22 protein-coding genes and 1 pseudogene are annotated in these 23,256 nt (G+C 32.0%); 2 read left to right on the top strand and 21 right to left on the bottom strand.

Translation table 11 applies throughout. The features are described 5' to 3' along the window. Positions 1–60: 60 nt before the first annotated feature. From ACFVRR_RS15425 to ACFVRR_RS15380, 10 genes are all read right to left on the bottom strand, one after another. Positions 61–891 carry a hypothetical protein gene (locus tag ACFVRR_RS15425; RefSeq protein ID WP_387330177.1) on the bottom strand — a complete coding sequence of 277 codons (831 nt, stop codon included), beginning with the start codon at positions 889–891 and terminating at the stop codon, positions 61–63. A 218-nt stretch (positions 892–1,109) separates the two neighbouring features. After that, entirely contained in the window at positions 1,110–2,018 is a 909-nt protein-coding gene (locus tag ACFVRR_RS15420) for an aminoglycoside phosphotransferase family protein (protein WP_387330174.1), read from the bottom strand. A 158-nt stretch (positions 2,019–2,176) separates the two neighbouring features. Continuing rightward, entirely contained in the window at positions 2,177–2,644 is a 468-nt protein-coding gene (locus ACFVRR_RS15415) for an NUDIX domain-containing protein (RefSeq protein WP_387330171.1), read from the bottom strand. A gap of 155 nt (positions 2,645–2,799) precedes the next feature. After that, positions 2,800–3,963, bottom strand: coding sequence for an acetylornithine transaminase (locus ACFVRR_RS15410; RefSeq protein WP_387330168.1), 1,164 nt, complete (start codon positions 3,961–3,963; stop codon positions 2,800–2,802). Next, complete coding sequence (gene argB, locus ACFVRR_RS15405) at positions 3,956–4,726, bottom strand: acetylglutamate kinase (protein ID WP_387330165.1); 771 nt, start codon at positions 4,724–4,726, stop codon at positions 3,956–3,958. The genes ACFVRR_RS15410 and argB overlap by 8 nt, the downstream gene beginning before the upstream one ends. 14 nt (positions 4,727–4,740) lie before the next feature. Further along, a complete protein-coding gene (gene argJ / locus ACFVRR_RS15400; protein WP_387330162.1) occupies positions 4,741–6,015 on the bottom strand; it encodes a bifunctional ornithine acetyltransferase/N-acetylglutamate synthase in 1,275 nt (424 codons plus the stop codon). Continuing rightward, positions 5,978–7,009 (bottom strand): N-acetyl-gamma-glutamyl-phosphate reductase, encoded by a 1,032-nt coding sequence (gene argC / locus ACFVRR_RS15395; RefSeq protein ID WP_387330159.1) that lies wholly within the window; start codon positions 7,007–7,009, stop codon positions 5,978–5,980. The genes argJ and argC overlap by 38 nt, the downstream gene beginning before the upstream one ends. A 179-nt stretch (positions 7,010–7,188) precedes the next feature. Beyond that, a complete protein-coding gene (locus ACFVRR_RS15390; protein ID WP_387330156.1) occupies positions 7,189–8,409 on the bottom strand; it encodes a phospholipase D-like domain-containing protein in 1,221 nt (406 codons plus the stop codon). Between the two features lie 194 nt (positions 8,410–8,603). Beyond that, positions 8,604–9,182, bottom strand: coding sequence for a TetR/AcrR family transcriptional regulator (locus ACFVRR_RS15385; protein WP_387330153.1), 579 nt, complete (start codon positions 9,180–9,182; stop codon positions 8,604–8,606). A 29-nt stretch (positions 9,183–9,211) separates the two neighbouring features. Then, on the bottom strand, positions 9,212–10,243 hold the full coding sequence (locus ACFVRR_RS15380; protein WP_387330150.1) for an alpha/beta fold hydrolase: 1,032 nt from the start codon (positions 10,241–10,243) through the stop codon (positions 9,212–9,214). A 422-nt stretch (positions 10,244–10,665) separates the two neighbouring features. Here ACFVRR_RS15380 and ACFVRR_RS15375 point away from each other — a divergent pair, with 422 nt between their 5' ends. Continuing rightward, on the top strand, positions 10,666–11,508 hold the full coding sequence (locus ACFVRR_RS15375) for a hypothetical protein (RefSeq protein ID WP_387330147.1): 843 nt from the start codon (positions 10,666–10,668) through the stop codon (positions 11,506–11,508). A 548-nt stretch (positions 11,509–12,056) separates the two neighbouring features. Here ACFVRR_RS15375 and ACFVRR_RS15370 read toward each other — a convergent pair. Both ACFVRR_RS15370 and ACFVRR_RS15365 read right to left on the bottom strand, forming a co-directional pair. Then, positions 12,057–12,389, bottom strand: a pseudogene (locus ACFVRR_RS15370) (DUF4085 family protein); the annotation flags it as partial. A gap of 94 nt (positions 12,390–12,483) precedes the next feature. Continuing rightward, positions 12,484–12,909 carry an SRPBCC family protein gene (locus tag ACFVRR_RS15365; RefSeq protein ID WP_387330144.1) on the bottom strand — a complete coding sequence of 142 codons (426 nt, stop codon included), beginning with the start codon at positions 12,907–12,909 and terminating at the stop codon, positions 12,484–12,486. A gap of 226 nt (positions 12,910–13,135) precedes the next feature. On the opposite strand from ACFVRR_RS15365, the gene ACFVRR_RS15360 reads away from it, so the two are divergent. Further along, positions 13,136–13,306 carry a hypothetical protein gene (locus ACFVRR_RS15360; protein ID WP_387330141.1) on the top strand — a complete coding sequence of 57 codons (171 nt, stop codon included), beginning with the start codon at positions 13,136–13,138 and terminating at the stop codon, positions 13,304–13,306. 98 nt (positions 13,307–13,404) lie between these two features. Here the strand turns inward: ACFVRR_RS15360 and ACFVRR_RS15355 are convergent, their stop codons facing one another. From ACFVRR_RS15355 to leuB, 9 genes are all read right to left on the bottom strand, one after another. Continuing rightward, positions 13,405–13,617: a hypothetical protein gene (locus tag ACFVRR_RS15355; RefSeq protein ID WP_387330138.1), complete on the bottom strand. Its 213-nt coding sequence runs from the start codon at positions 13,615–13,617 to the stop codon at positions 13,405–13,407. Between the two features lie 255 nt (positions 13,618–13,872). After that, positions 13,873–14,643, bottom strand: a complete 771-nt coding sequence (locus ACFVRR_RS15350; protein WP_025568444.1) for a 3-hydroxyacyl-CoA dehydrogenase — start codon at positions 14,641–14,643, stop codon at positions 13,873–13,875. A gap of 30 nt (positions 14,644–14,673) precedes the next feature. Then, on the bottom strand, positions 14,674–15,825 hold the full coding sequence (locus ACFVRR_RS15345; RefSeq protein ID WP_387330134.1) for a thiolase family protein: 1,152 nt from the start codon (positions 15,823–15,825) through the stop codon (positions 14,674–14,676). A gap of 29 nt (positions 15,826–15,854) precedes the next feature. Further along, positions 15,855–17,003 (bottom strand): acyl-CoA dehydrogenase family protein, encoded by a 1,149-nt coding sequence (locus ACFVRR_RS15340; RefSeq protein ID WP_387330131.1) that lies wholly within the window; start codon positions 17,001–17,003, stop codon positions 15,855–15,857. A gap of 187 nt (positions 17,004–17,190) precedes the next feature. Beyond that, positions 17,191–18,195: a zinc-dependent alcohol dehydrogenase family protein gene (locus ACFVRR_RS15335; RefSeq protein ID WP_387330128.1), complete on the bottom strand. Its 1,005-nt coding sequence runs from the start codon at positions 18,193–18,195 to the stop codon at positions 17,191–17,193. A 978-nt stretch (positions 18,196–19,173) separates the two neighbouring features. Further along, a complete protein-coding gene (locus ACFVRR_RS15330) occupies positions 19,174–20,022 on the bottom strand; it encodes a DegV family protein (protein ID WP_387330126.1) in 849 nt (282 codons plus the stop codon). A 210-nt stretch (positions 20,023–20,232) separates the two neighbouring features. Continuing rightward, positions 20,233–20,808, bottom strand: coding sequence for a 3-isopropylmalate dehydratase small subunit (leuD, locus tag ACFVRR_RS15325; protein ID WP_387330123.1), 576 nt, complete (start codon positions 20,806–20,808; stop codon positions 20,233–20,235). Beyond that, positions 20,786–22,180 carry a 3-isopropylmalate dehydratase large subunit gene (gene leuC / locus ACFVRR_RS15320; RefSeq protein ID WP_387330120.1) on the bottom strand — a complete coding sequence of 465 codons (1,395 nt, stop codon included), beginning with the start codon at positions 22,178–22,180 and terminating at the stop codon, positions 20,786–20,788. Before leuC ends, leuD begins: the two co-directional genes overlap by 23 nt. Next, positions 22,177–23,244 carry a 3-isopropylmalate dehydrogenase gene (gene leuB / locus ACFVRR_RS15315; RefSeq protein ID WP_387330117.1) on the bottom strand — a complete coding sequence of 356 codons (1,068 nt, stop codon included), beginning with the start codon at positions 23,242–23,244 and terminating at the stop codon, positions 22,177–22,179. Before leuB ends, leuC begins: the two co-directional genes overlap by 4 nt. Between the last annotated feature and the right edge of the window lie 12 nt (positions 23,245–23,256).

Here is a 23,256-nt window from a genome sequence, read left to right as displayed (position 1 = left end):
TATTTTCTTTTGCTTTTTACCTATAATATATCTTCTACTATGTAGTCGTTTCTTATTAAACTAAAGCATTGCATTAGTTAAAAAAAATAAATTTATTTCAAATGCATATCCCGCACCTTTAACTCTCCATTTTCCATTTTTACTATCTCTTACCAGTGTCCAACTAAAATTATCCATCGTTTGATTTGCATCCCAACCACCTACAACTGTAGGTGCGGTTTTAATGGTAGAAAAGACAACAATGGCATTCTGATCTTCCATATAAGCTTGAACTGTATCTGCTTCTATCGCTTGATTCTCTGAATAATGTAATTCCGTAATTGTGCACCCTTCATTATTTTTATCTTTCTTAAAATCTTTCTTGACGGTATCGAATGCTGTCTTTATATCGTTCTTCGTTAACTTTTTAGATTGACCTATTCTTACTTTTATATGATCAGCATCTGTATAAGTATCTTCTGTTTGAATAACTCTCCATTTTCCATTTTCATTATTTCTTATTAAAATCCAAGTATATCTAGTCTGAGTTGAATTTGGTTTCCAGCTTCCATCACCACCGGAAGAATCCACTTTAAAGTTTGAAAGCAAAACAATTACATTTTTTTCGCCTACAACTCTTTCATAACTTTCGCCATAATTCATCTCTTCTTTGCTGACGGCAAGTGAATTTTTTTCTGAATACCATAGATCCGTCAATATGCACCCTTTATAACCTTTGAATTTTTCCTTTACAGTACTTACTGCTGCTTTTATTTCGTCTTTAGTGAACTGATTTGATTGTCCTATTTTTACATTTACAGTTTCTGCATCAGTTTGGTGCTTATACAATAGAATTGAAGATACAACAACTATTACGATAAAAAGAGAAAGATATCGTTTCTTATTTTTCATACTAAGTACTCCTATTAATATTTTTGTTTAATCAAACTTCCAGTTACTCCCATTAAGATAATTATACAGTAAAGAATTACTACTGTAATTTGGGGTAATTTCGCTTTTTTGGTCACAAAAATATTCTTTTGGAAACTAAACTGCCACATAGTCGTATAGAAAAATCGAAAATCTACTTAAACAGATTCAAATATTTAGATTATGCAGCCGATAAAAAACTAATAAAATTTTGTATGTAAATCCTTAAAAATACTTATAGCCTGAAAAAAATATTCATTATAAGTTCCTGCATCTTCAAAACTCCAACATGTTGATAAAACAGCATGCGAATAACCCCACAGCAGTACTCTTTCTTTATTTAGATTCAATTTATTTACTAGTAGATCAATTCGATTTTCTAGAGTTGTAGGAATATCTTTTCCTTCTAAGTTGTTCAAAAGAAACTGAATGATGTCATATTCTCTTTCGCCTATCAATCCTTTTGGGTCAATAGCTTTCCATGAGTTTTCTCCGGCATTTAAAATATTAAAATGGTGTAAATCCCCGTGAAGTAAGTATTTTGTAGATTGTGTACGATTCATTTCTTTGAAAATAGTAAACGCATTTAATAGCATTTCTTTTGATATTGGGCCTAAGCCATTGGGAAATTTTTCAACAATTCGACTTAAGCTTTTTTCTCTACTTAATATGGAAGGTATTTTAGTTGATTTAGGTTCAGCTTTCCATAAATTTTTCATCACTTTGACAGCAATACCCATTGCCTCTTCTTCATTTTCAATTGTAGCAAGAGTATCACCAGGTAATAGTTGTTCTAAAATTAGGATTCCTTCATTAAGATCAGAATCAATAACTTTGACGAATTCATTATCGTTAAATTCTTTTAAAGCTTCAACCTCATTATTAAATTCCTCGTTAGGTACGGCTAATTTAATCACTGCGTTTTTTTGACCATCAAATAAAATTGGTGCTACAAAATTATATGATAATTCAAATGGAGATAATATTTTCATATTCCATCGAATTTCACATCTATTACATAAGTCATTAAAATTCTCGAGCCATATTTCTCCTTTTTCTTTATGGATATCTTTAATCGTTTTAATAAACTGATCTGGAAGGGTAATCATTTAATCATCCTTTTCTATAATGAATCGTTTTTAATGAATGTAAATTCTAAAAATGTAGAGTAGAACAGAAATACAATTGTTTTTTGTAAAAGTAGAAAAATTGAGTCCCTCACTTAAGAGAAACTCAACTTCCGTTAGATGAAAGATGGAGAAAGTAATCAAATTAGTTGCTCTTTTAATTTGTACTCTTCAATTAATCTATTATTTTGGAGATCACCTTTTACATATTGAATAATTTGATCTTTAATATTTGGATATAAGATGATATTGTCTAATTCATTAATTGGTATCCACTTTACGTCAGTTTGATTTGGGTCTGGATTTGGTGGCATTTTAGGCATTGAGTTTTCTTTAATATAGCAGCGGAACAGTAAACTTAATCCATGTATTCTATGTCCGGTCATATGAGGTGCATTTTCTGAAACAAATACTACATCTCCAACCTCAACTTCTACACCAGCTTCTTCAAATGCTTCTCTTTTTACAGCCTCAATTATTGTCTCACCGGGTTCGGTACCGCCAGCTGGTAAATTATAGTGAATTCCGTCCTCATCTGTAAATTGAATTAATAATATTGAATCATTTTCAACAATTAAAGCACATGCTCTTACGCGAATATGATACATAGCCTAGCTCCTCCCCAAAAATAAGATTAGTCCATTATCTAAAAAATAAATTAAACTTTCAATCTATTTTTACGAATCAAGCAGAAAGACCTAAATAATAAAAAGGCATCATGGTATGAATCCATGTATGCCTTCTAGTCAAAAAATACTATCCATCATTTAACTTGGCTATCTAAAAAATAAGAAGATAGAACTTGTTTCATTATTTGATTTGCTTCATCTATTTCTTCGTATGATAAATTAATTGGCGGTAATAATCTTAATACATTAGGTCCTGCAGTTCCAACGATTAAACCATTCTTTAAAAGTTGCTCCACTAGTTGATCCACAGATTGATTTATTTCGATACCAACCATTAATCCTTTACCGCGTATTTCTACTATTTGTGGAAACTCTTCTTTTATTTCAGCTAATTTATCAAATAAATACTGTCCTTTATCTTTTACACTATTTAAAAATTGCAAATCATTAATTATATTGATTGTTTCAAAAGCGGCCGCCATTGCTAAATAATTTCCGCCAAAAGTTGAACCATGCGCTCCTAACGAGAATGTATTAGCTAGATTGTTCTTACCGAGCATTGCCCCAACAGGAAAACCATTCCCTAAACCTTTGGCTAGCGTAATAATATCTGGATTTAGTGCAGTTTGTTCATAGGCAAACATTGTTCCTGTTCTGCCCACTCCGGTTTGTACTTCATCAACAATGAGTAATAATTCATGTTTTTTACAAAGAGCTTGAACCCCTTCAAAAAAGTCATTACTACCAACGATTACACCACCTTCACCTTGGATTACTTCCAAAATAATTGCTCCAGTATTTTCATTAATTTCATTTTGTAAGGCATTCAAATCATTATATGGTACATATGTAAAGCCACTTAACATTTCACCGTATCCTTCATGAATTTTAGACTGACCTGTAGCAGCCATTGATCCAAACGTACGACCATGAAAGCTTTGTTTAAAACTAATTATATGAGATTTACCTGAATGTTTTCTTGCTAATTTTATTGCTGCCTCATTTGCTTCTGTACCGCTATTACAGAAAAATACTAATCCATCCTCAAAGCTTTTTACTAAAATTTTAGCTAGCTCTTCTTGTTTTTTAATTGTAAATAAATTTGATACGTGCCAAATCGATTCTGCTTGTTCTTTTAATGCATTTACAACTTTGGGATGACAATGACCTAGGTTACAAACAGCAATTCCACTTAAAAAATCTAGGTACTTGTTATTTTCGTCATCATATAGGTAAGTACCTTTTCCAGTTTGAAAATTAATTGTTTTTTTATTATAAGTTGGGAATAAATTACTCACTTAACACAACTCCTTTTGTAAATACTGTACCGTTAATCGTTCCATTTTCATTTAAGAAATTCTCACCAACAATTGCCACTGAATTTACTACATTTAATGCATTTAAAGCACTTGTAACTTTAGGAATCATTCCACCATAAATTGTTTTTTCATCGATTAATTTATCAACTTCACTAGGCGTAATCTTTTCAATCAATTTTTGTTCTAGATCTAAAACACCATTTGTATTTGTAATAAAGCAGAGTAGTTCCGCATTCATTGCCTTGGCAATACTTTTTGCCGCTTCATCTGCGTTAATATTATATTTTTGGCCAATTTTATCCACTCCAACAGGCGAAATAACTGGTACATAATCATTGTTAAGTAGTAAATTTAATAGATTCGTATTTACATCATCAATTTCTCCAACCCAACCTAATTTTCCCTTATTATAAAGTGAAGCTTCCAGTAATAGATTGTCACATCCTGATAGACCAATCGCTTTAATATTATATTGATTACAAATAATCGTTAAATCTTTATTAATTTTTCCATTTAGCACATATTCTACAATTTCTAAAACTTCGGATGAAGTCTTTCGAATGCCGTCTTCCATTTCTACTGGAATTGAAAACTTTAATAATAAGTTATTTATAAGTGGCCCCCCTCCATGAACAAGGATGACTTTTTTACCACTCATTTTTAATTGATTTATATTTTCAAAGAATGTATTAGATAAGTTATGGATTAAACTGCCACCAAGTTTAATAACTACTGTTTCCAATGTTTATTTCCCCCTTATGTGCGATAGCTTGCATTTATTTTCACATAATCATAAGTTAAATCGCAGCCCCATGCAGTACCAAGTGCATCTCCTTCATGTAAATGGACATCGATATAAATAACCTCATTTTTCAAAGCAATTTTAGCCTCTTCTTCATTAAACTCAACTGGTTTACTACCAAATAATACGGTTACACCATTAATGGAAATATCGATTTGATTAAATTTCCCTTCGACCCCGCTATATCCAATGGCACCAATAATTCTTCCCCAGTTAGCGTCTTCACCATAAACAGCTGTTTTTACTAGATTTGATCCGACAATCGTTTTAGCAATTTGATTTGCATTTTTTAGACTTGAGGCTCCATTTACATTTACTTCAATTAACTTAGTTGCCCCTTCACCATCTCTAGCAATCTTTTTAGCCAAGTCTTCACAAACTAATTGAAATGCAGCTACAAAATTTGCCCAATCTGGATGACTTTCAGTTAATTCTTCATGTTCAATTGCTCCATTTGCCATAACTAATACCATATCATTTGTTGAAGTATCTCCATCAACAGTAATTTGGTTAAATGTCTTATCTGTCACTTCTTTTAATAAAGTCTGTAACTGACCAGAACTAATCGTAGCATCAGTTGTCACAAAACCAAGCATAGTTGCCATATTCGGATGAATCATTCCAGAGCCTTTAGCAGACCCAGCAATCGTTACAATCTTTCCATCAATCAATACTTCATAACAAATCGTTTTTATGACAGTATCTGTCGTTAAGATTGCCTGACCAAAATCTTCTCCATCTTCCAACTTATTATCGACCGTTAACTTGTCAATGCCGCTCTTTAATCGATCCATTTTTAAATATTCACCGATTACACCAGTCGATGCGATTGCAACTAAATGCTCTGGTAAATTAAGGTGATCAGCACACCATGCTCTCATTAAGTAGGCATCATCTTCTCCTTTTTTACCTGTACATGCATTTGCACAACCACTATTTACTAAAACTGCTTGAAGCTTATTACTAAATGCAATACTCTTTTTTGTAATCGCAATTGGTGCAGCTGGAAATAAATTTAATGTATAAACTGCCGCAACTGATGCTGGCTTTTCGGAATAAATTAATCCTAAATCTTTACGTTTATATCGCAGTCCAGCATGAACTCCACTTGCATAAAAACCATTTGGTGATGTAATTGTTCCATTTATTTTTTTTATATTCTTTTCTTTAGTTATCAACTTGTATCTCTCCTTATGGAAATATTGGTGTAAATTGTAAACCTGTTTCATCTGGCAAACTTAACATTAAATTCATATTTTGAATTGCCTGCCCAGCCGCTCCCTTAACAAGGTTATCAATGACAGAAACGATCGTGATTCGATTTGTGCGTTTGTCGTAAGTAGCGTATAAATCACAAAAATTTGAACCATAAACATCTTTTGTACAAGGTACTTTGTCTCTTACTCTCACAAAATAGGAATCTTCATAACTTTGGTTATAGATTTCTTTTAATTCTTCGTTACTAATTTCACGTGTTGAAGTAACATAAATTGTTGACAAAATCCCTCTTGTCATTGGAATTAAATGTGGTGTAAAAGTTATAAAATCCTGTGTTGAATCAATTGATCCAATAAATTGTTCAATTTCAGGTATATGTTGATGTTCAGTAATTTTATAGGCTGTTAAATTTTCATTTCGATTCATAAATTGAGTCGTTTGATTAGCCGTTTTTCCAGCACCAGAAATTCCAGATTTAGCATCTACTATAATTGAATTTTCCGCTACAATTCCTGCCTTTAATAATGGCGCGACTCCGAGTAGCGTTGCTGTTGGATAACATCCCGGATTAGCAATATTATTGGATTGTTTGATCGCTTCTCGATTAAGTTCAGATAGTCCGTATGTAAATTGATTCGTTTTTGAAAAACAAGGATGTGTATGTTTATACCATTTTTGGTATATTTCTTCTTTTTTTAATCGAAAATCTCCTGAGAGATCAATCAATTTTGTTTTCGAAAAATCGATTTCTTCCATTAATTCACTGCTAACTCCATGTGGTGTAGCAAAAAACAAAATATCATTTTCTGAAACAGATTTATTTTTATTCCACTTTTTTATTGCCCCGCTAGTACTAGTAGCTAAATGTGGATAATACGTAGACAAATCCTCCGTATAATCTGATGTTGAATAAAAATTCATACCGCTTATTTCCGGATGCATTGATAGTAATCTTACGAGTTCAAGACCACCATATCCGGTTGCCCCAATAATACCGACTTTCATTTTAATATCCCCTTTTATAAAATTATATTCTTCATTATAATTATGAATAATTATAAAATCAATTGTATTTTTATAAATTTTCAAAAATAAAAAAAGATTAACCAATGTTCTTGATTAATCTTTCATTATTTTTTTATTGTATTCTTTAAATAAAAATACAGTACAACGAGTTTTTTGCCCTATAAATAAAACTCAAATACTTTCGCTATTTTTTCTTTTATTTTTTCTTTAAAAGGTAAATTTTTAATATAAGTTGGCGTAATTTCAAATGCATGATTAAATACATCGTCTAATTCTGGTTCTACCTGCTTGATAAATTGTTGATCATATATATAACAATTCATTTCATCCGTTAAATTAAATGACCTGGAATCAAAATTTATAGTGCCAATCATAAGAACTTGTTCATCAATTTTAATTACTTTACCGTGAAAAATACCTTTTTTAAACCCATATACTTTTATATTATTTTTCCAAGCTTGCTTAATATATGGAAATGCTGCTTGTTGTACTAGAAGTGCATCTGACTTATGCGAATATAGTATTTTTACTTCAATCCCTCTATTTGCTGCATCTAATAAAGAATCCCAAATCACTTTATTATTCGGTATAAAATAAGGAGAATAAATTGTGATAGACTGTTTTGCTTGTTTAAACAATTTACTATATTCTTGCTCAATTCCTATTTTAGTATAAGAAACAAATTGATGCTGGCTTCTCCCAATTTTTTTACTGATCTCCATTTGAGTAATTTTTTGGTCTGAATTTTTTCTCCAATCATGTACAAATTGTTTTTCTAAGCCTTCAACACCGCTACCTACTAATCTAAGCTGAACATCTTCCCACGGTTTTAAGCCTTTTTTTTCATCTATATACTTTTTACCTATATTGAATCCACCAATATAGCCAATTTCCCCATCAATAATCGTCATTCGACGATGATTTCTGTTATTTAACGATGCAAAAAAATAGGATAATTGCGGTTTATTAAAATAGGTAAAATGGACTCCATGATCAATTAAAGATTTTCTTTCTTTCCGTTCTAATAAAATTCCACCAAGTCGATCAACAGCATAATAAACTGGAATTCCTTCATCACTCTTCTTTTTTAAAACATCTAAAAATTCATGTGAAACACGATCATTAGATACTGAAAAAAAGTAGATATGCACTTCCTTTTTTGCATTCCTAATATCATGAAATAATTGGTTATTTAACTTCCTTCCGTTCGTATAAATCGACAAATCACTATGTCCCATTGGATAAGTTATTGGCTTTTTGGCAAAAATATTCTTTTTTTGAGCTTTCTCCATTTCAATCTCATTTAATGCAAATAAGATGACCAATAGTGAAAATAGGAGTACTAAAGTTTTAAATATGAATTTTAAGATTTTTTTCATAGATTCCTCTTACTAGATTTGGCATAAGGGTATTTTTTGAATAAAATGACTTAAATATCCATATTTATTTCAATTATGGTATTTTTTTTCATTTAGAAACTCTTTAAATAAAAAGTTGTTTTGGACTAAATAAAAGGCTGCCTAATTAGACAACCTTAAAGTATTCTTATTACTGAGAATTTTTAGTTCACCAATTAAGCCTTTAACATTTTCATCAAAAAATCAGTAGTAGGTAAACCAAATTTATTATCAACTAGATCTTGAATTGTTAAACTATTTATCACATTGAAATACCATACTAATATTTTTCGTGGATCTTCCTTTATGAATTCACCACTTTCTTGTCCTTTTATAAATATTGGAATTAGTAAATCAATTAAATAATCAGGTGAATATTTTGATAATAATTCAGTCACTTTTTCTGGTACTTCGGTGTTTTTCCTCGCTTGTTGGATAATCATAAATGCATACTTATGATTTTCGTCTAACATTTTTTCAGTTAATAATTCTAATAGTTGGTAAGGCGTTCCCTGGAAAAACTGCAATGAACCTAGCTCACTTTGAGACTCAATCATTAATCCTTCAATAAGTTGAAAAAACAACTCTGCCTTTGATTGAAAATGGCGAAAAATTAAACCTTCACTAACATTTGCTTCAGTTGCAATTACACTTGTTTTCGTATTTTTATAACCATTCAATGCAAAAATTTTCAATGCAGATTGTTTTATTAGCACCTTTCGATCAGTTTGTTGATTATTCTCTTTTGGTAACAACTTACTCACTCCAATTTATACAATCTTACTTAATTATTAATTGCTATTGGTCTTACTCTTTTTATTAATTCTTGTAAAAACTGCTCAGGTCTAGCAAAGCAAGCTAAATGTCCAGCGTTATTGATATAAATAAACTCTTTTAAAGGTGCTTCGATTTCTAGCAAAAATCGTTCTGCATTTTTGGTAGGAGTTATAATATCATTATCTCCTTGAAAAATAAAGAAAGGAATTGAAAATACTGTTCCTAACCGTCCATAATTAAAATTCATTAGTTCGTGAAACAATTGTTCCCCCGAAAATTTCATCCCTTTAAAAATATCGAATAGATCGTTAATATTATGTTGTGGTGATGAAAGCATTGAAGGTAAAATAAGGTCCATTACCATATTAGGCACATTTTTTATAGATTTTACTAATATCTGATTTCTTTTATCATAATCTTTTTGTGTCCATTTTGTTTGAACTGGTCCTAGTTCTTTAAATTTCTTTAGTCCCCTTGTATTCCCTGCATCAGACAAGGTTTCAATGGCCAATTGATATGCAATATTTTCATAATCAAAGCAGTTTTGATCAGTCCCCACATACGCATAAAAGAGATTTGGCCTTTCCTTTATCATTAATGTAGCTATAAGACTACCGACGGAACTTCCAACCAAAATAATTTTTTCTTTCTCAAGTTCATTGCAAATTAGATTACTTAATTCAATTCCATCTTCTGCCAACTGGTGTAATGTAATTTTACCACAGCCTTCTTTCCCATTTCTTTTAAAAGTTTTTCCTGCACCTCGCTGATCCCATTGAACAATTGTAAAATCCTTTTCCCAAGGACGTATTAAAGAACTAAAAATTGTATAAGTTGAAGCGGGACCACCATGAATCAATAAAAGAACAGGGTTTCTTTTATCTTCCCCTCGAATTGTAATCCATTGATCAATCCCCCCAATTTTTACATACTTTTCTTCATTGATCATATATTCAGTATTAATTTCTAACTTCTTTTCATTTTTCCATTGATTAAATTTACGAAAAAAGATATCGGGTAAAATATTGGATTTTGTCATTTTGAGTTTTTCCTTTCTAATATCTTTTATTTAGTTAGCTAGTAAGTGAGTTACTCACTCATGATATAGTATGCATCTTCCTCTGTCAATTCCACTTAGGGGATATAAAAATGTCGGAAAAGATCAATTTTACATTTAATCCCATATCTACCTTAAGATATTTATTAGTTAGTTCAATTATGTTTGATTATTCACTTCAACTGATTTTTTGTTCCCAAAAAATCGACTTAAGTCGGTCAAGTTGTGCAACTAAGTATTCGTTAGTTCAATAAGAATTTATTAAGAAGTATCTAGTTAAGTTTGAGTAATGCACTAAAAAAACTAATTCTCTTTTATTTCCAAATTTTTATTAGCTTTTTTTTCTAAAAAATAACACAAAATAGATGTTATCAATTACTAAACATCGGAGTTGATTTTTAGCTGTGAAAAAAGTTTTTTTTATTTTAATAATGTCACTTTCATTAATTTGCTTCTCAGATTTTACTTACGCTAAGACAGACAAACCAGTACTCACCCCAATTAGCTTTCAAATCGAAATTCAGGATTGGGAAGCTGTTAACAAAATAATCCCAAAATACTCGTTGTTCACTGTAATCGATGTAGAAAGTGGGAAGAGCTTTAATGTACAACGAAGAGCTGGTAGTAGGCATGCAGATGTTCAGCCATTAACGAGAGAAGATACAAGGATAATGAAGGAAATATACGATGGGAACTGGAGTTGGCGAAGAAGGGCTGTATTAATTTTAGCTGATGAAAACCTAATACCTGCCTCCATGCACGGTATGCCACATGGTGCAGGTTCACTTCCAAACGGTTTCTGTGGTCATTTTTGCATTCATTTTATGGGAAGCTCGACACATCGTACAGGTAAAGCAGACTTATCTCATTATGTGATGATCCTTAAAGCTGCTGGAAAGATTAATGAATATATGAACAACCAACCACCTTCCCAACTGCTAAATGTATTATTCGTTTCTATTAAAAACCAAGATAAAGGCTTAGTTAAAAAAATTGCTATAAGTAATCAAAAAAATATTAAAAAAGATCTAAAGAAAATAAAAAAAATAGAAGCAATACAGTGGACTTTGCCCCAACCAAAGGAGACTGAGTCATCCTCCTTAGAAACTGAAATCCCAGTTGAGGTTAATCTCTTTATAAAAGATAAGGGTCGAATAAGGACCAAACTTTCTTTTACCTTTGTGAGAACGTCACCTATCTCTCCATGGAAAGTGAATATCGACCCTTTGTTTTCAAGCATAAACTAGGTCAAGACATATAAAAGGGCTACCATAGTAGCCCTTTTATTTCTGCATATGTATTCCTTAAAGATCTGTACTTTTTAATTTTACTAAAATATTGAAAACTGCCCTAAATATAGAAATAATTAACGAGATTATTAGCAACCAAAAGTAAAAATCGTAATCATGTTCTAACCACATTGAAATGCTCACAAAAGTAATTATTAAAATAGCTCCTATACTTTTCCATTCGTAAGCTACTATAGACTTTAATTTATTCATTGTTGATTCCCCTTTTTATTCCTCAACAAGTTATTCCATGTTACCATGTGCTTTATTTCCCTCAACAAATAAAACTTAGCTAATAACCAATAAAATAGTTCATTCTATGTCCAATTAATATGTACTTTCTATAAAAATAAAAAGATGCAAACATAAAAAATACAAAAAATAAAATATCAAAAATCACAATTTTTCTCCCTATTCAATTGAGTTTTTTGAAATTCGTTTTATTTAATTTAATTATCTATAAGGACTTTCTTTATATGTCTAATTACATATTTTCTGTACTTCGATTATACCATAAGCGGGATGTCGAATAGGACATGTAGTTCAAAACCTAATTTTGATGGATAAACTTCATCATAAAGCCAAAAACCACCTTTAAAATTCTCAGGCATACTTATTTCTTTAACTCCCTTAAAAGTGAGTTTGATTTCAGAAAAATCATTAAAACCGCCTTTGCAATCTAAATAGATAACAAATGTATCGTTTTTAGGATTTTCAATAGATCTTACATTTGAATCATGTAATGAAATTTCATTTAATTTTACAATGTTAAATGGATGTAAATCTTTACTCGAGTTATAGTTTGATAAATATTCTTTATCCAGATCCTTCATTTGCTGGTTGTATTTGGCCTTCCTTTAAATCTTTCTATTTATAATTCTGATAAGCCAAAAAAAGAGAATGATTCTAAAAAACCATTCTCTGTGTTTCTACCTACATATTTGTTTGTTCTGCATATTTTTTAAAGTTGTCCAAAATTGCTTGCCAACCTTGTTGTTGAAACTCAACAGGATTAGTTGTTTCAGGATCGAATGTTTCAATTACTTCCGTTTCGTTTCCTTTACCACTAAATGTGATATTAACCTTTCTTCCATCACCTAGAGTATATGCAATTACCTCATATTTTTTTACTTCATCATAAATTCCACCAAAGTCGAAACCGAAGCTACCATCTTTTGCTTCCATTCTTGAACGGAATTCCCCACCAACACGTAAGTCATTTTCTGCAATAGGTGTGTGCCAGTCATCTGAAGCACTGTTCCATTTTTTAATATGTTCAGGTTCTGTCCAAAATTCCCATACTTTTTCGATTGATGCTTTAATAGTTGCTTTTACTGTTACTTTTTTAGATGTTTCCATTTCAATACCGCCTCTCTTGATTCCAATATTTATTAAGTTAATCAATAATTGTGGCTATCTATATTGTATACGATTTCAAAAAATCATTCTATCTATTCATTTTTTTCATTTCTCTACAATGTTTATTACCCGCCAAAACAGGTTAAATTTATTTAATAAGATATATAATTTAATGGGTAAAATATGAAAGATTTATCAGAGAAAAGCAAAGAAAGGATGGATGAAAATGGAGAATCAAATAAACAAATCCTCCAAAACGAGCATTAATTGTCCAAATTGTAATTCAAATGTTTCCAATAATGACGAAAATGGAAATATTAGTGACGAAATTCAAGAACATTATTTATATGAGTGCCCAAATTGTGGAAAACCAGACCTTTTTTATAATAAAAAGTAACTTTAAAAACGACTCTTATGAGTCGTTTTTCCAACACTAATGCACTGTGTTAGTTGATCAGAGAATCTAGAAATTATTTAAGCCTAGTATTAATTTTTTTAATTTTTTTCATTTTCTTCAGTATTAAATAAATCTGCTAAAGGATTTGGGATTGAATTGAAATATGTTGAAAACATATTAAGAATCCCTACTACGAATAAGATCCAACCGAAGCCTCTCAGTAAAACGGGTCCAACAAAATTAGTAAAATAAGTTAGCGTTACAATTAATAGACCAAATATTATGTACATTGCACTGACTGGATTTTTCATGTTTAGTTCTCCTATATGTATATGTAATTTGAGTTTTATTTTATCATAAAGTAAAAAAATGGTAATCTATCAAAAGACTCATGAAAACTGCATTTCCAATGGTACTAATCTGCCATTGTTTAAAATAAAAAACAGCTTTAGTAGTTTTTGATCTTCACATGCGTTGTGTTAGTTTAAAACAACTACTAATCCCAAACATAAACAAAAAAAGCAGGAGAACAAGTTAACCTGCTCTTCCTGCCTCTGATATAACTATTATTTTGGCTGCATACGGATTGCACCGTCTAAACGGATTACTTCACCATTTAACATTGGATTTTCAACAATGCTTTTCGCTAAGTGTGCGTATTCAGATGGCTTACCAAGACGTGATGGGAATGGAACCATATTTCCTAATGATTCTCTAGCTTTTTCTGGTAATACATCAAACATTGGCGTTTCAAATATTCCAGGAGCAATACTCATCACTCTGATGCCGTATCTTGATAAATCCCTTGCAATTGGTAATGTCATTCCAGCTACTGCACTTTTTGATGCACCGTAAGCTGCTTGCCCCATTTGGCCATCAAATGCTGCTACTGAAGCGGTGTTAATAATAACACCTCTTTCACCAAATTCATTTGGTTCATTGTTAATCATTTGTTCAGCTGCTAAACGAATAACGTTAAATGTACCAACTAAGTTTACATTGATGATTTTTTGGAAAGATTCTAATGAATGAATTCCGTCTCTTTTAATTACTTTTTCAGCTAATACAATTCCTGCACAGTTTACTACTGTATTAAATGAACCATATTTAGTTAAAACATTACTAATTGAATTTTTAACGCTCTCTTCTGAAGATACATCTGTTTTTTCAAAACAAACATTTTCTTCACCTAATTCAGAAATTAAACTAGCAGCTCTTTCTTCATTTAAATCGAAAATAGCAGCTTTCCCACCATTTTCTACGATCATTCTAACTGTACCTGCACCTAAACCTGATGCTCCACCTGTAACGATTGCTATACTATCACGAATATTCATTTTTTAAATCCCCCAGTATGTTGTTGGTTATTAATTTAATCTCTCAATAATCGTTGCATTTGCCATACCATGGCCTTCGCAGATCGCTTGTAGTCCAAAACGGCCACCAGTTTTCTCTAAAGCATTACACAAAGTAACCATAACCCTTGCACCACTAGCACCAAGAGGGTGACCTAATGCGATCGCTCCACCGAATATATTTAATTTTTCAAATGGTACATTTAATTCTTTTTGCCATGCTAAAGGAACTGCAGCAAATGCCTCATTTATTTCAAACAAATCGATTTGATCGATTGTTAAACCACATTTATGTAGAACTTTTTGAGTTGCTTGAATTGGCCCTGTTAACATTAATTGAGGGTCAGATCCTACTACCGTTCTCCCAATAATTCGAAACTTTGGCTTAAATCCTAATTGATGAGCTTTTTCTTTGCTCATTAAAAGTAGTCCTGCTGCTCCATCACTAATTTGACTTGCATTTCCAGCAGTAACCGAACCATTTTCAGTAAAAGCTGGTCTTAAAGTAGATAATTTCTCAATCGAAGAGTTTTCTCTTGGTCCTTCATCTTTCGTAACTTTAACAAGCTCACCTTCTTGATTCGTAACAGAAACTGCAACAATTTCGACTTCAAAATAGCCTTGTTTCATAGCTTTTAATGCTTTTTGATGGCTATTATAAGCAAATTCATCTTGCTCACTTCGACTGATATTCCACTTTTCATTTATGCGTTCTGCTGAGATCCCTTGGTTAAAGTCACCAAACATATTCGTTAGTTTTTCATTCCATTTTGATCCTTTTAAATTCGAAAACATTGGCACACGTGTCATACTTTCAACACCAGCTGCAATGACAATGTCCATATCTCCACTTAAAATGGCTTGTGATGCAAAATGGACAGATTGTTGACTTGATCCGCATTGACGGTCAATTGTAACACCAGGCACTTCAATTGGTAGACCTGCTAATAAAGCAGCAACTCTACCAATATCACCAGCCTGTTCACCAATTTGAGTAACACAACCCATAATCACATCATCTATTTCTTTCGGATCAAATTCATTTCGACTTACTAATTCCTTTAGTACAATTGCAGCTAAGTCATCAGGTCTTGTTTCGCTAAAGCTGCCGCCTCTTTTACCAATAGGTGTTCTTAAAGCATCAACAATAACTACTTCTCTCATAAATTTGATCCTCCAATTTTAAGTCTGTTTTAATTTAATCCCATTTGTTTTGCGATAATTGTCTTCATGATTTCATTTGTACCTGCATAAATTGACATGATTTGAATATCTCTGAAACGTCTAGCAATCTCGTATTCTTCCATATATCCATATCCACCATGTAATTGAAGACACTCTGAAGCTACTTTTTTACCTAAATCTGTAATCCACCATTTTGCCATTGATACTTGCTTAACAACATTTACGCCTTCCATATGCTTATAAATTAAGTCCTCAATGAAAGTACGACCAATTTCAATTTCAGTAGCCAATTCTACAAGTTTAAATTGAGTATTTTGGAACCCAGCAATTGATTTTCCAAATGCTTTTCTACTTTTCACATACTCAGTTGTCACTTTCAGCATTTCTTCAGCTGAAACTAATGCTTCTAAAGCAACTACTAATCTTTCTTGCTGTAATTTTTCCATTAAGTAATAGAAGCCTTTTCCTTCTTCTCCTAATAAATTCTTTACAGGTACTTTAGCATCTTGGAAAATTAATTCAGCTGTATCTTGGCTATGAAGTCCTACTTTATTCAATTTCTTTCCTCTAGAAAACCCAACTGTATCTTTTTCGACAACTAGCAAGCTTATTCCTTTATGAGCAGGTCGAATCGTCGTATCCGTTTTAACTGCAATAATAATTAAGTCTGAATGAATACCATTCGTAATAAACGTTTTCTCACCATTAACGATATAGTAATCCCCTTCTTTTACCGCAGTTGTTTTAATATTTGCTAAATCTGATCCAGCACCTGGTTCAGTCATAGCAACTGCACTAATATATTCGCCTGAAATACATTTAGGTAACCATTCCATTTTTTGCTCTTCATTTGCATAAGCAGTCAAATAAGGTACAACAATATCATTGTGTAATGCTACACCAACTAAACTTGAACCAACTTTCTCAAGTTCCTCTATAATAATGACTGAATAGCCAAAATCTACACCTAAACCGCCATACTTTTCGTCAACATAAGGACACAAAAATCCTTCATTTCCTAATTTATCCCAGAATTCTCTAGGGATCATTTTGTTTTGTTCCCACTCATCATAGAATGGTACAGCTTCTTTTTGTAAGAACTTTCTAAGAGCCGTGCGGAAGATTTCATGTTCTCTAGTTAAGTAAGAATGTTTCATAATAAGCCCCCCAAAATATTTAATCATTTTAATAAAACGCTTACAATACTCAAAATACTAAATTTTTTAAATATTACATTTGTAATAATCATATGATGTTAATTGTAATTTATCAAGGAGCAAAAAAAAAAGAACTGAATAGTTCAGTTCTTTTGATTGAAGACAAACTTGTAAAAAACAATCCAAATTAACCAATTTTAACGGTAATCTTACCAAAATTATTTCCTTCACCCATACGTTTTAATGCACTAATGACATCCGTAAATTCAAATGATTGATCGATAATTGGTTTAATTTTATATTCTTCAAAAAATGCCAACATTTGTTCAAATTCTCTTGGACTTCCCATTGTAGTACCTCTAATATCCATATTTTTAAAGAATACTTTTGGCAATACTGTTTGAGGAACTGGTCCATTTGTCGCACCGAATGATACGATTCTTCCACCTTGAGCAGTCAAATCAATTAATCGATTAAATGATTCTCCACCAACTCCATCGATTGTAAGATTTACAAATCCAAAATCTTTACGGAGTTTTTTATACCAATCATTTTCTCGGTAATTAAAACCAGCAGCCGCACCTATTTCAACTGCCTTTTCAATTTTTTCATTGCTACTAGATGTAACTAGTACTTTTGACCCGAATGCAACAGCAATTTGTAATGCATACAATGCAACCCCACTACCAATACCTGGAATCAATACTGTATCATTTTTTTGTAATTGACCGCGTGTAATTAATGCTCTATATGCAGTAAGTGCAGCTAATGGAATTGCTGCAGCCTCTTCCCATGACAAGTACGCAGGTTTTTTATAAACATTTTCAACTGGTAGTTTAATAAATTCAGCAAATGTACCATTAGAAGGCATTCCAAGTACAGTGAATTCATCAGAATTGATATCGTCACGATCTCCCCAGTTTATACTCGGGTTCATGATCACTTCATCACCTAAAGTAAAGCCCGTTACTTCATCTCCAATAGCTTCAATAACTCCGGCACCGTCAGATCCTAAAATTCCATCTAACTTCATCCCTGGATACATACCGTGCGTTATAAAAAAGTCACGTCTATTTAATGATGCTGCCTTTAACTTAATGACTACTTCATTCGGATGAACAGTACCAATCTCAACATTTTCAAATTTTAGTGACTCTGGCCCTTTAGTGTCTCTTAAAATATAAGCTTTCAATTACATCACTCCTATTCATGAAAGAATTTAAATATGTAAAAAGACGATTAATAAATCTTATTCAATTTTTATTTTACCAAAAAAGTTTAATACGGTTTAGTAAAATGATTTAGGTAGGTAATATTGTGGGGGAAAATAGGTGGTGGATTCTGGGATTTATGTGATATAGTTTATGAGTTTTAGGTTAGAATTTTGGATTTTAATGAGTTTTTGTTTCACTTTAACGTAGTTATTTATTTTTATATTTTTTAAAATAAATTCGGTACGTGAAATTCCTTATAGATGTGCTCTGGTTGGAGTGCGGAAACAGATTGGATCGATATTCATAAAAAACGGGATTTTTTTTGCAATTTTAATATTATTATTTGCACATATTGTATCTACGTCAATAAAATGGACACATTAAAATGAATCTTTTCTTGAATAAATCCTTTTGTTATTTACTGAAATTCTCTTAATATGCCCATTTAATCATTTCAGTGTGTCCGTTTTTTAGTCTACATGCATATGTTGATTTTAATTGCAGTTCATATAAATTAATTGCAGATTTAACATTTTTAATTGCAGTTTTGGGTATTTATTTGCACTTTTGATGTTTTTATTTGCAGTTTTAAAAAACGGTAATCCAACAATAGTCCTTAATTCCAGAATATTATCACCCTAGTTTTTCGAACGTTCTTTCCTATTGAAATAGTGGTACCTTAAACTTCTATCCTACCAAAATTAATTTCCACAGGAATAATCTACTGTGTTCAAAATAGTCGTGATTTTTTATTTTAAAATTACAAATTTTCTGATATTATTACATATCACATTGTCAAAAGTTGTTTTATCATCATTAAACATGTCTCTTTATAAGTAGCGCAAATATATTCTTATTTCCTATTAAACTATTTTTTATTATATCCATATATTTTTTATTCGAAAGTTTTACTAAACAAAAAAACTCTCACCACTTTGAGAGTCCAATAAATTTTCTTAATTAGCTAGAAAAAAGATTCCTATTGCACTAGGGCCAGTGTGAACGCCGACTGCTGAGCCAACTGAGTTTTCTATTATCTGTTCACTACCAATTAGATCCTTTAATTGTTTAATAAATTGTTCGGTGGAATCATCTTTTACCCCATATACAACTCCAACATTTTTACTAAATTCATCTTTTCGGATCTTCATTAATTCTAGCATTCGATTTAATGCTTTTTTTCGACCTCGTACTTTTTCAAGTGGTTTAAATTTTCCTTCGCTTACTTCCATAATTGGATTTATATTTAGCATGCCACCTAAAAATCCGGCAAACTTACCAACACGTCCACCACGTATTAAATATTGGAGGTCTTCTATCGTAAAAATATGTTGGATCTTATTTATATTGTGTTGTAATTGTTTCATTAGATTCTCAAATGATTCATTCTTATTTAAGCCTTCTATTAACTCCATAACTAATACGCAAATTCCTAGTGATACTGATCTAGTATCGATAATATGAATAGAGGCATTTGGATTGTTTTCTAAAATATCTAGTTTTACTAATTGTGCAAAATTATACGTACCAGATAAATCGCCAGAACAAGTAAGATAGACACAATTTTTATCTGTACTACATGAGACTAAAGTTTGATAAATTGCATCATAGGAAGGCAAAGATGAAGTAAAATTCTCTCCATTTTTCATTCTTTGCATTAACTCATGTGATTGTAAATTTACTCCATCAAGATACTCTTTTTCTAATTGGTCATAAACTCTTAATGGAATGACTGAAATATCGTATTTCTTCAATATATCAGCTGGAAGATCAGAAGAGCTATCTACAATAATTTTTAAGTTCATTGTAATCACCTCTCTCTAGATTAATAATGTATTTAATCTTATTAAACAATAATCTAAATATTCAAACAACAATTTTTCATTTAAGTTAATTTTATCGACAAATTTGCATTAAATAGGGAGAACCTTACTTATTTTCCATAATCTTCATGTTTGCAATTAAAAAGAAGTATCTCATAAGTAAGTTAACTTATAAGACACTTCCAATTTTAATTATGCGTGTAATTTTTCATATTGCTCAATGTCATTTTCATATTTCATCGTAATCGCAATATCATCTAGGCCATTTAGTAACTTTTCTTTCCAAACAGGATCGATTGAAAAATCAAAGTTTCCAAATACTGTTTTAACGACTTGTTTTTCTAAATCCACTTCAATTTCTTTGTTCCCACTTAATGTAGATAATTGTGAGCGAATCTCATCATTTAAGACAATCGGGAGCATGCCATTTTTTATACAGTTATTATAGAAAATATCTGCGAAGCTACCAGCAATGATAATTGTAAATCCATAATCATTTAACGCCCAAGGTGCGTGTTCTCTAGATGAACCGCAACCAAAATTATTACCACTGATTAAGATTGAAGCATTTTTTCGATCCTCATTATTTAATGCAAAAGATTGATTAGGTGAGCGATCATCATGATATCGCCATTCATCGAATAAAAATTCTCCAAAGCCAGTTCGTTCTATTCGCTTTAAATATTGTTTTGGAATAATTTGGTCTGTGTCGATATTATCTAACATAATTGATACAGTTGTGCCATTATGCGTACGTAACGGTTTCATTTGCTTGCTCCTTTCGAATATCAATAAAATGACCATGTACTGCAGCAGCCGCTGCCATTACTGGACTTACTAAATGTGTTCTTGCTCCTTTACCTTGTCTTCCTTCAAAGTTTCGGTTTGAAGTAGATGCACAATGTTCTCCAGCTGGTACTTGGTCTGGATTCATTGCTAGACACATCGAGCAACCAGCTTCCCTCCATTCAAATCCTGCTTCGATAAAGACTTTATGGAGTCCTTTTGCCATCGCTGCATTTCGGACCTTTTTTGATCCTGGAACAACTAATGCACGCACGTCAGATTTTACTTTCTTTCCTTTTAGATAATTTGCCGCTTCCTCTAAATCTGACAATCTAGAATTTGTACATGAACCGATGAATACATGTTGAACTGGAATCTCATTAGGTGTGATTTCTGGCTTTAATCCCATATATTCATAAGCTCGTTCGTAGTTCTCATCCTTAGCTTTTGGAAGGGCTTCATCAATTCTTACGCCCATTCCAGGATTTGTTCCCCACGTTACGTAAGGGGCAAGTGTTGCTACATCCACTTCGATTGTTTTATCAAATGTCGCTCCCTCTTCTGTATATAATTTCTTCCATTCTACTAATTTTTCATCATATGAATTTACTGTATATTTTCGACCTTTTAGATAATCGAAAGTTTTTTGATCAGGAGCAACTAATCCTGCTTTTGCTCCTCCCTCAATCGCCATATTACATATAGTCATACGCTCTTCCATTGACATATTTGTAATTGCTTCACCATAAAACTCAATGACATATCCAGTTCCCATTGATACACCATAAGTTGCTAGTAAATGAAGAATGATATCTTTCGCATATACACCTTTTGAAAGCTTACCATCAAGTTTCACACCCATTGATTTCGGCTTAACTTGCCATAAAGTTTGTGTTGCTAAAACATGTTCAACTTCACTTGTACCAATTCCAAAAGCTAAAGCACCAAATGCACCGTGGGTAGATGTATGACTATCTCCACAGACAATTGTTTTTCCTGGCTGAGTTAACCCAAGTTCTGGCCCAATTACGTGGACAATGCCTTGGTCCTCATCCGTAATATCTGCTAAAGGAATATTGAACTCCTGACAATTATTTCTTAACGTATCCATTTGTTGTTTCGCAATTAAGTCAGTGATGACTAATTGATTTTCTGTTGGTACATTATGATCCATCGTCGCAAAGGTTAATTCTGGTCTTCTTACTTTTCGATTGGATAATCTCAATCCTTCGAAAGCTTGCGGAGAGGTTACCTCATGGACTAAGTGTAAATCGATATACAAAAGCTGGGGTTTACCTACTTCACCAGATACAACATGATTTTGCCAAAGTTTATCAAACAATGTTTGTTTCATCGAATTGTTCCTCCAACTGTTTGAAATTGTAATTCCTTTACTACTTGTTCTGTAAATTCAATCGTTGAACTTTCACCACCTAGATCACCAGTTAAATAGCCATTATTTATTGAATTAACAATCGCATTTTCAATCGAGTTTGCTTCATCAACTAAGTTAAAATCGCGAAGCATCATTGCAACAGACCTTAATATTGCAATAGGGTTTGCCTTATTTTTTCCAGCGATATCTGGTGCTGAACCGTGAATTGGCTCATATAAGGAAGGTCCCTTACCAGATCTACTTGCAGAAGGTAGCATGCCTAATGAACCAGTAATCATGGAAGCTTCATCGCTTAAAATATCCCCAAATAAATTTTCAGTAACGATTACATCAAACCTTCTTGGGTTTCGAATTAACTCCATCGCAGCTGCATCAACAAGAATATGTTCAACTTCTACTTCTGGATAGTTTGAACTTAATTCATTTACAATTTTCCGCCAAAGTTTACTAGATTCTAATACATTTGCTTTATCAACTGATGTAAGTTTTCCTTTTCTAGTTTTTGCTAGCTCAAATCCATACTTTACAATTCGTTCAATTTCTTCTCTAGTATAGGAAAGTGTATCGGTTGCTTCATTTTCATTATGGAAACGAGGTTCAGAAAAATAAATTCCACCTGTTAATTCTCGAACGACAACAAAGCTTACATTTTTTACTTGTTCAGATTTTAAAGGTGAATGATTTACAAGTTCATCATAAACATCGACTGGTCGAATGTTTGCGTATAAATTAAGTGATTTTCTTAACCTTAATAAGCCACTTTCTGGTCGTTCGACACCTTGATCCCATTTTGGTCCACCTACTGCCGCCAGTAATACGGCATCCGAATTTAAACAATTATCTAATGTTTCTTTCGGTAATGAAGTCCCTGTTTCATCGATCGCGTGACCACCGAATAAATTTGTGGAAAAAGTAAAGTCATGTTGATAAGATTGTGCAATCTGTTCTAAAACCTTTACTGCTGAACTCATAATTTCTGGTCCGATTCCGTCTCCTGGAAGACATGCGATGTTTAATTTCATTTTAGAACCTCC

The sequence above is a fragment of the Gottfriedia sp. NPDC057948 genome (genome assembly GCF_042887255.1).
In the GTDB taxonomy this organism is placed as follows: domain Bacteria; phylum Bacillota; class Bacilli; order Bacillales; family Bacillaceae_G; genus Gottfriedia.
Note: the sequence above shows the minus strand (reverse complement) of the source record. Positions and strands in the feature narration are given on the sequence as shown.

Bases quoted from the DNA above. Each gene is read 5' to 3' on its own strand.
- ACFVRR_RS15425 (WP_387330177.1), bottom strand. From the start codon at position 891: ATGAAAAATAAGAAACGATATCTTTCTCTTTTTATCGTAATAGTTGTT.
- ACFVRR_RS15420 (WP_387330174.1), bottom strand. From the start codon at position 2,018: ATGATTACCCTTCCAGATCAGTTTATTAAAACGATTAAAGATATCCAT.
- ACFVRR_RS15415 (WP_387330171.1), bottom strand. From the start codon at position 2,644: ATGTATCATATTCGCGTAAGAGCATGTGCTTTAATTGTTGAAAATGAT.
- argJ (WP_387330162.1), bottom strand. From the start codon at position 6,015: ATGAAACAGGTTTACAATTTACACCAATATTTCCATAAGGAGAGATAC.
- argC (WP_387330159.1), bottom strand. From the start codon at position 7,009: ATGAAAGTCGGTATTATTGGGGCAACCGGATATGGTGGTCTTGAACTC.
- ACFVRR_RS15390 (WP_387330156.1), bottom strand. From the start codon at position 8,409: ATGAAAAAAATCTTAAAATTCATATTTAAAACTTTAGTACTCCTATTT.
- ACFVRR_RS15380 (WP_387330150.1), bottom strand. From the start codon at position 10,243: ATGACAAAATCCAATATTTTACCCGATATCTTTTTTCGTAAATTTAAT.
- ACFVRR_RS15365 (WP_387330144.1), bottom strand. From the start codon at position 12,909: ATGGAAACATCTAAAAAAGTAACAGTAAAAGCAACTATTAAAGCATCA.
- ACFVRR_RS15360 (WP_387330141.1), top strand. From the start codon at position 13,136: ATGGAGAATCAAATAAACAAATCCTCCAAAACGAGCATTAATTGTCCA.
- ACFVRR_RS15355 (WP_387330138.1), bottom strand. From the start codon at position 13,617: ATGAAAAATCCAGTCAGTGCAATGTACATAATATTTGGTCTATTAATT.
- ACFVRR_RS15350 (WP_025568444.1), bottom strand. From the start codon at position 14,643: ATGAATATTCGTGATAGTATAGCAATCGTTACAGGTGGAGCATCAGGT.
- ACFVRR_RS15345 (WP_387330134.1), bottom strand. From the start codon at position 15,825: ATGAGAGAAGTAGTTATTGTTGATGCTTTAAGAACACCTATTGGTAAA.
- ACFVRR_RS15340 (WP_387330131.1), bottom strand. From the start codon at position 17,003: ATGAAACATTCTTACTTAACTAGAGAACATGAAATCTTCCGCACGGCT.
- ACFVRR_RS15330 (WP_387330126.1), bottom strand. From the start codon at position 20,022: ATGAACTTAAAAATTATTGTAGATAGCTCTTCTGATCTTCCAGCTGAT.
- leuD (WP_387330123.1), bottom strand. From the start codon at position 20,808: ATGAAACCGTTACGTACGCATAATGGCACAACTGTATCAATTATGTTA.
- leuC (WP_387330120.1), bottom strand. From the start codon at position 22,180: ATGAAACAAACATTGTTTGATAAACTTTGGCAAAATCATGTTGTATCT.
- leuB (WP_387330117.1), bottom strand. From the start codon at position 23,244: ATGAAATTAAACATCGCATGTCTTCCAGGAGACGGAATCGGACCAGAA.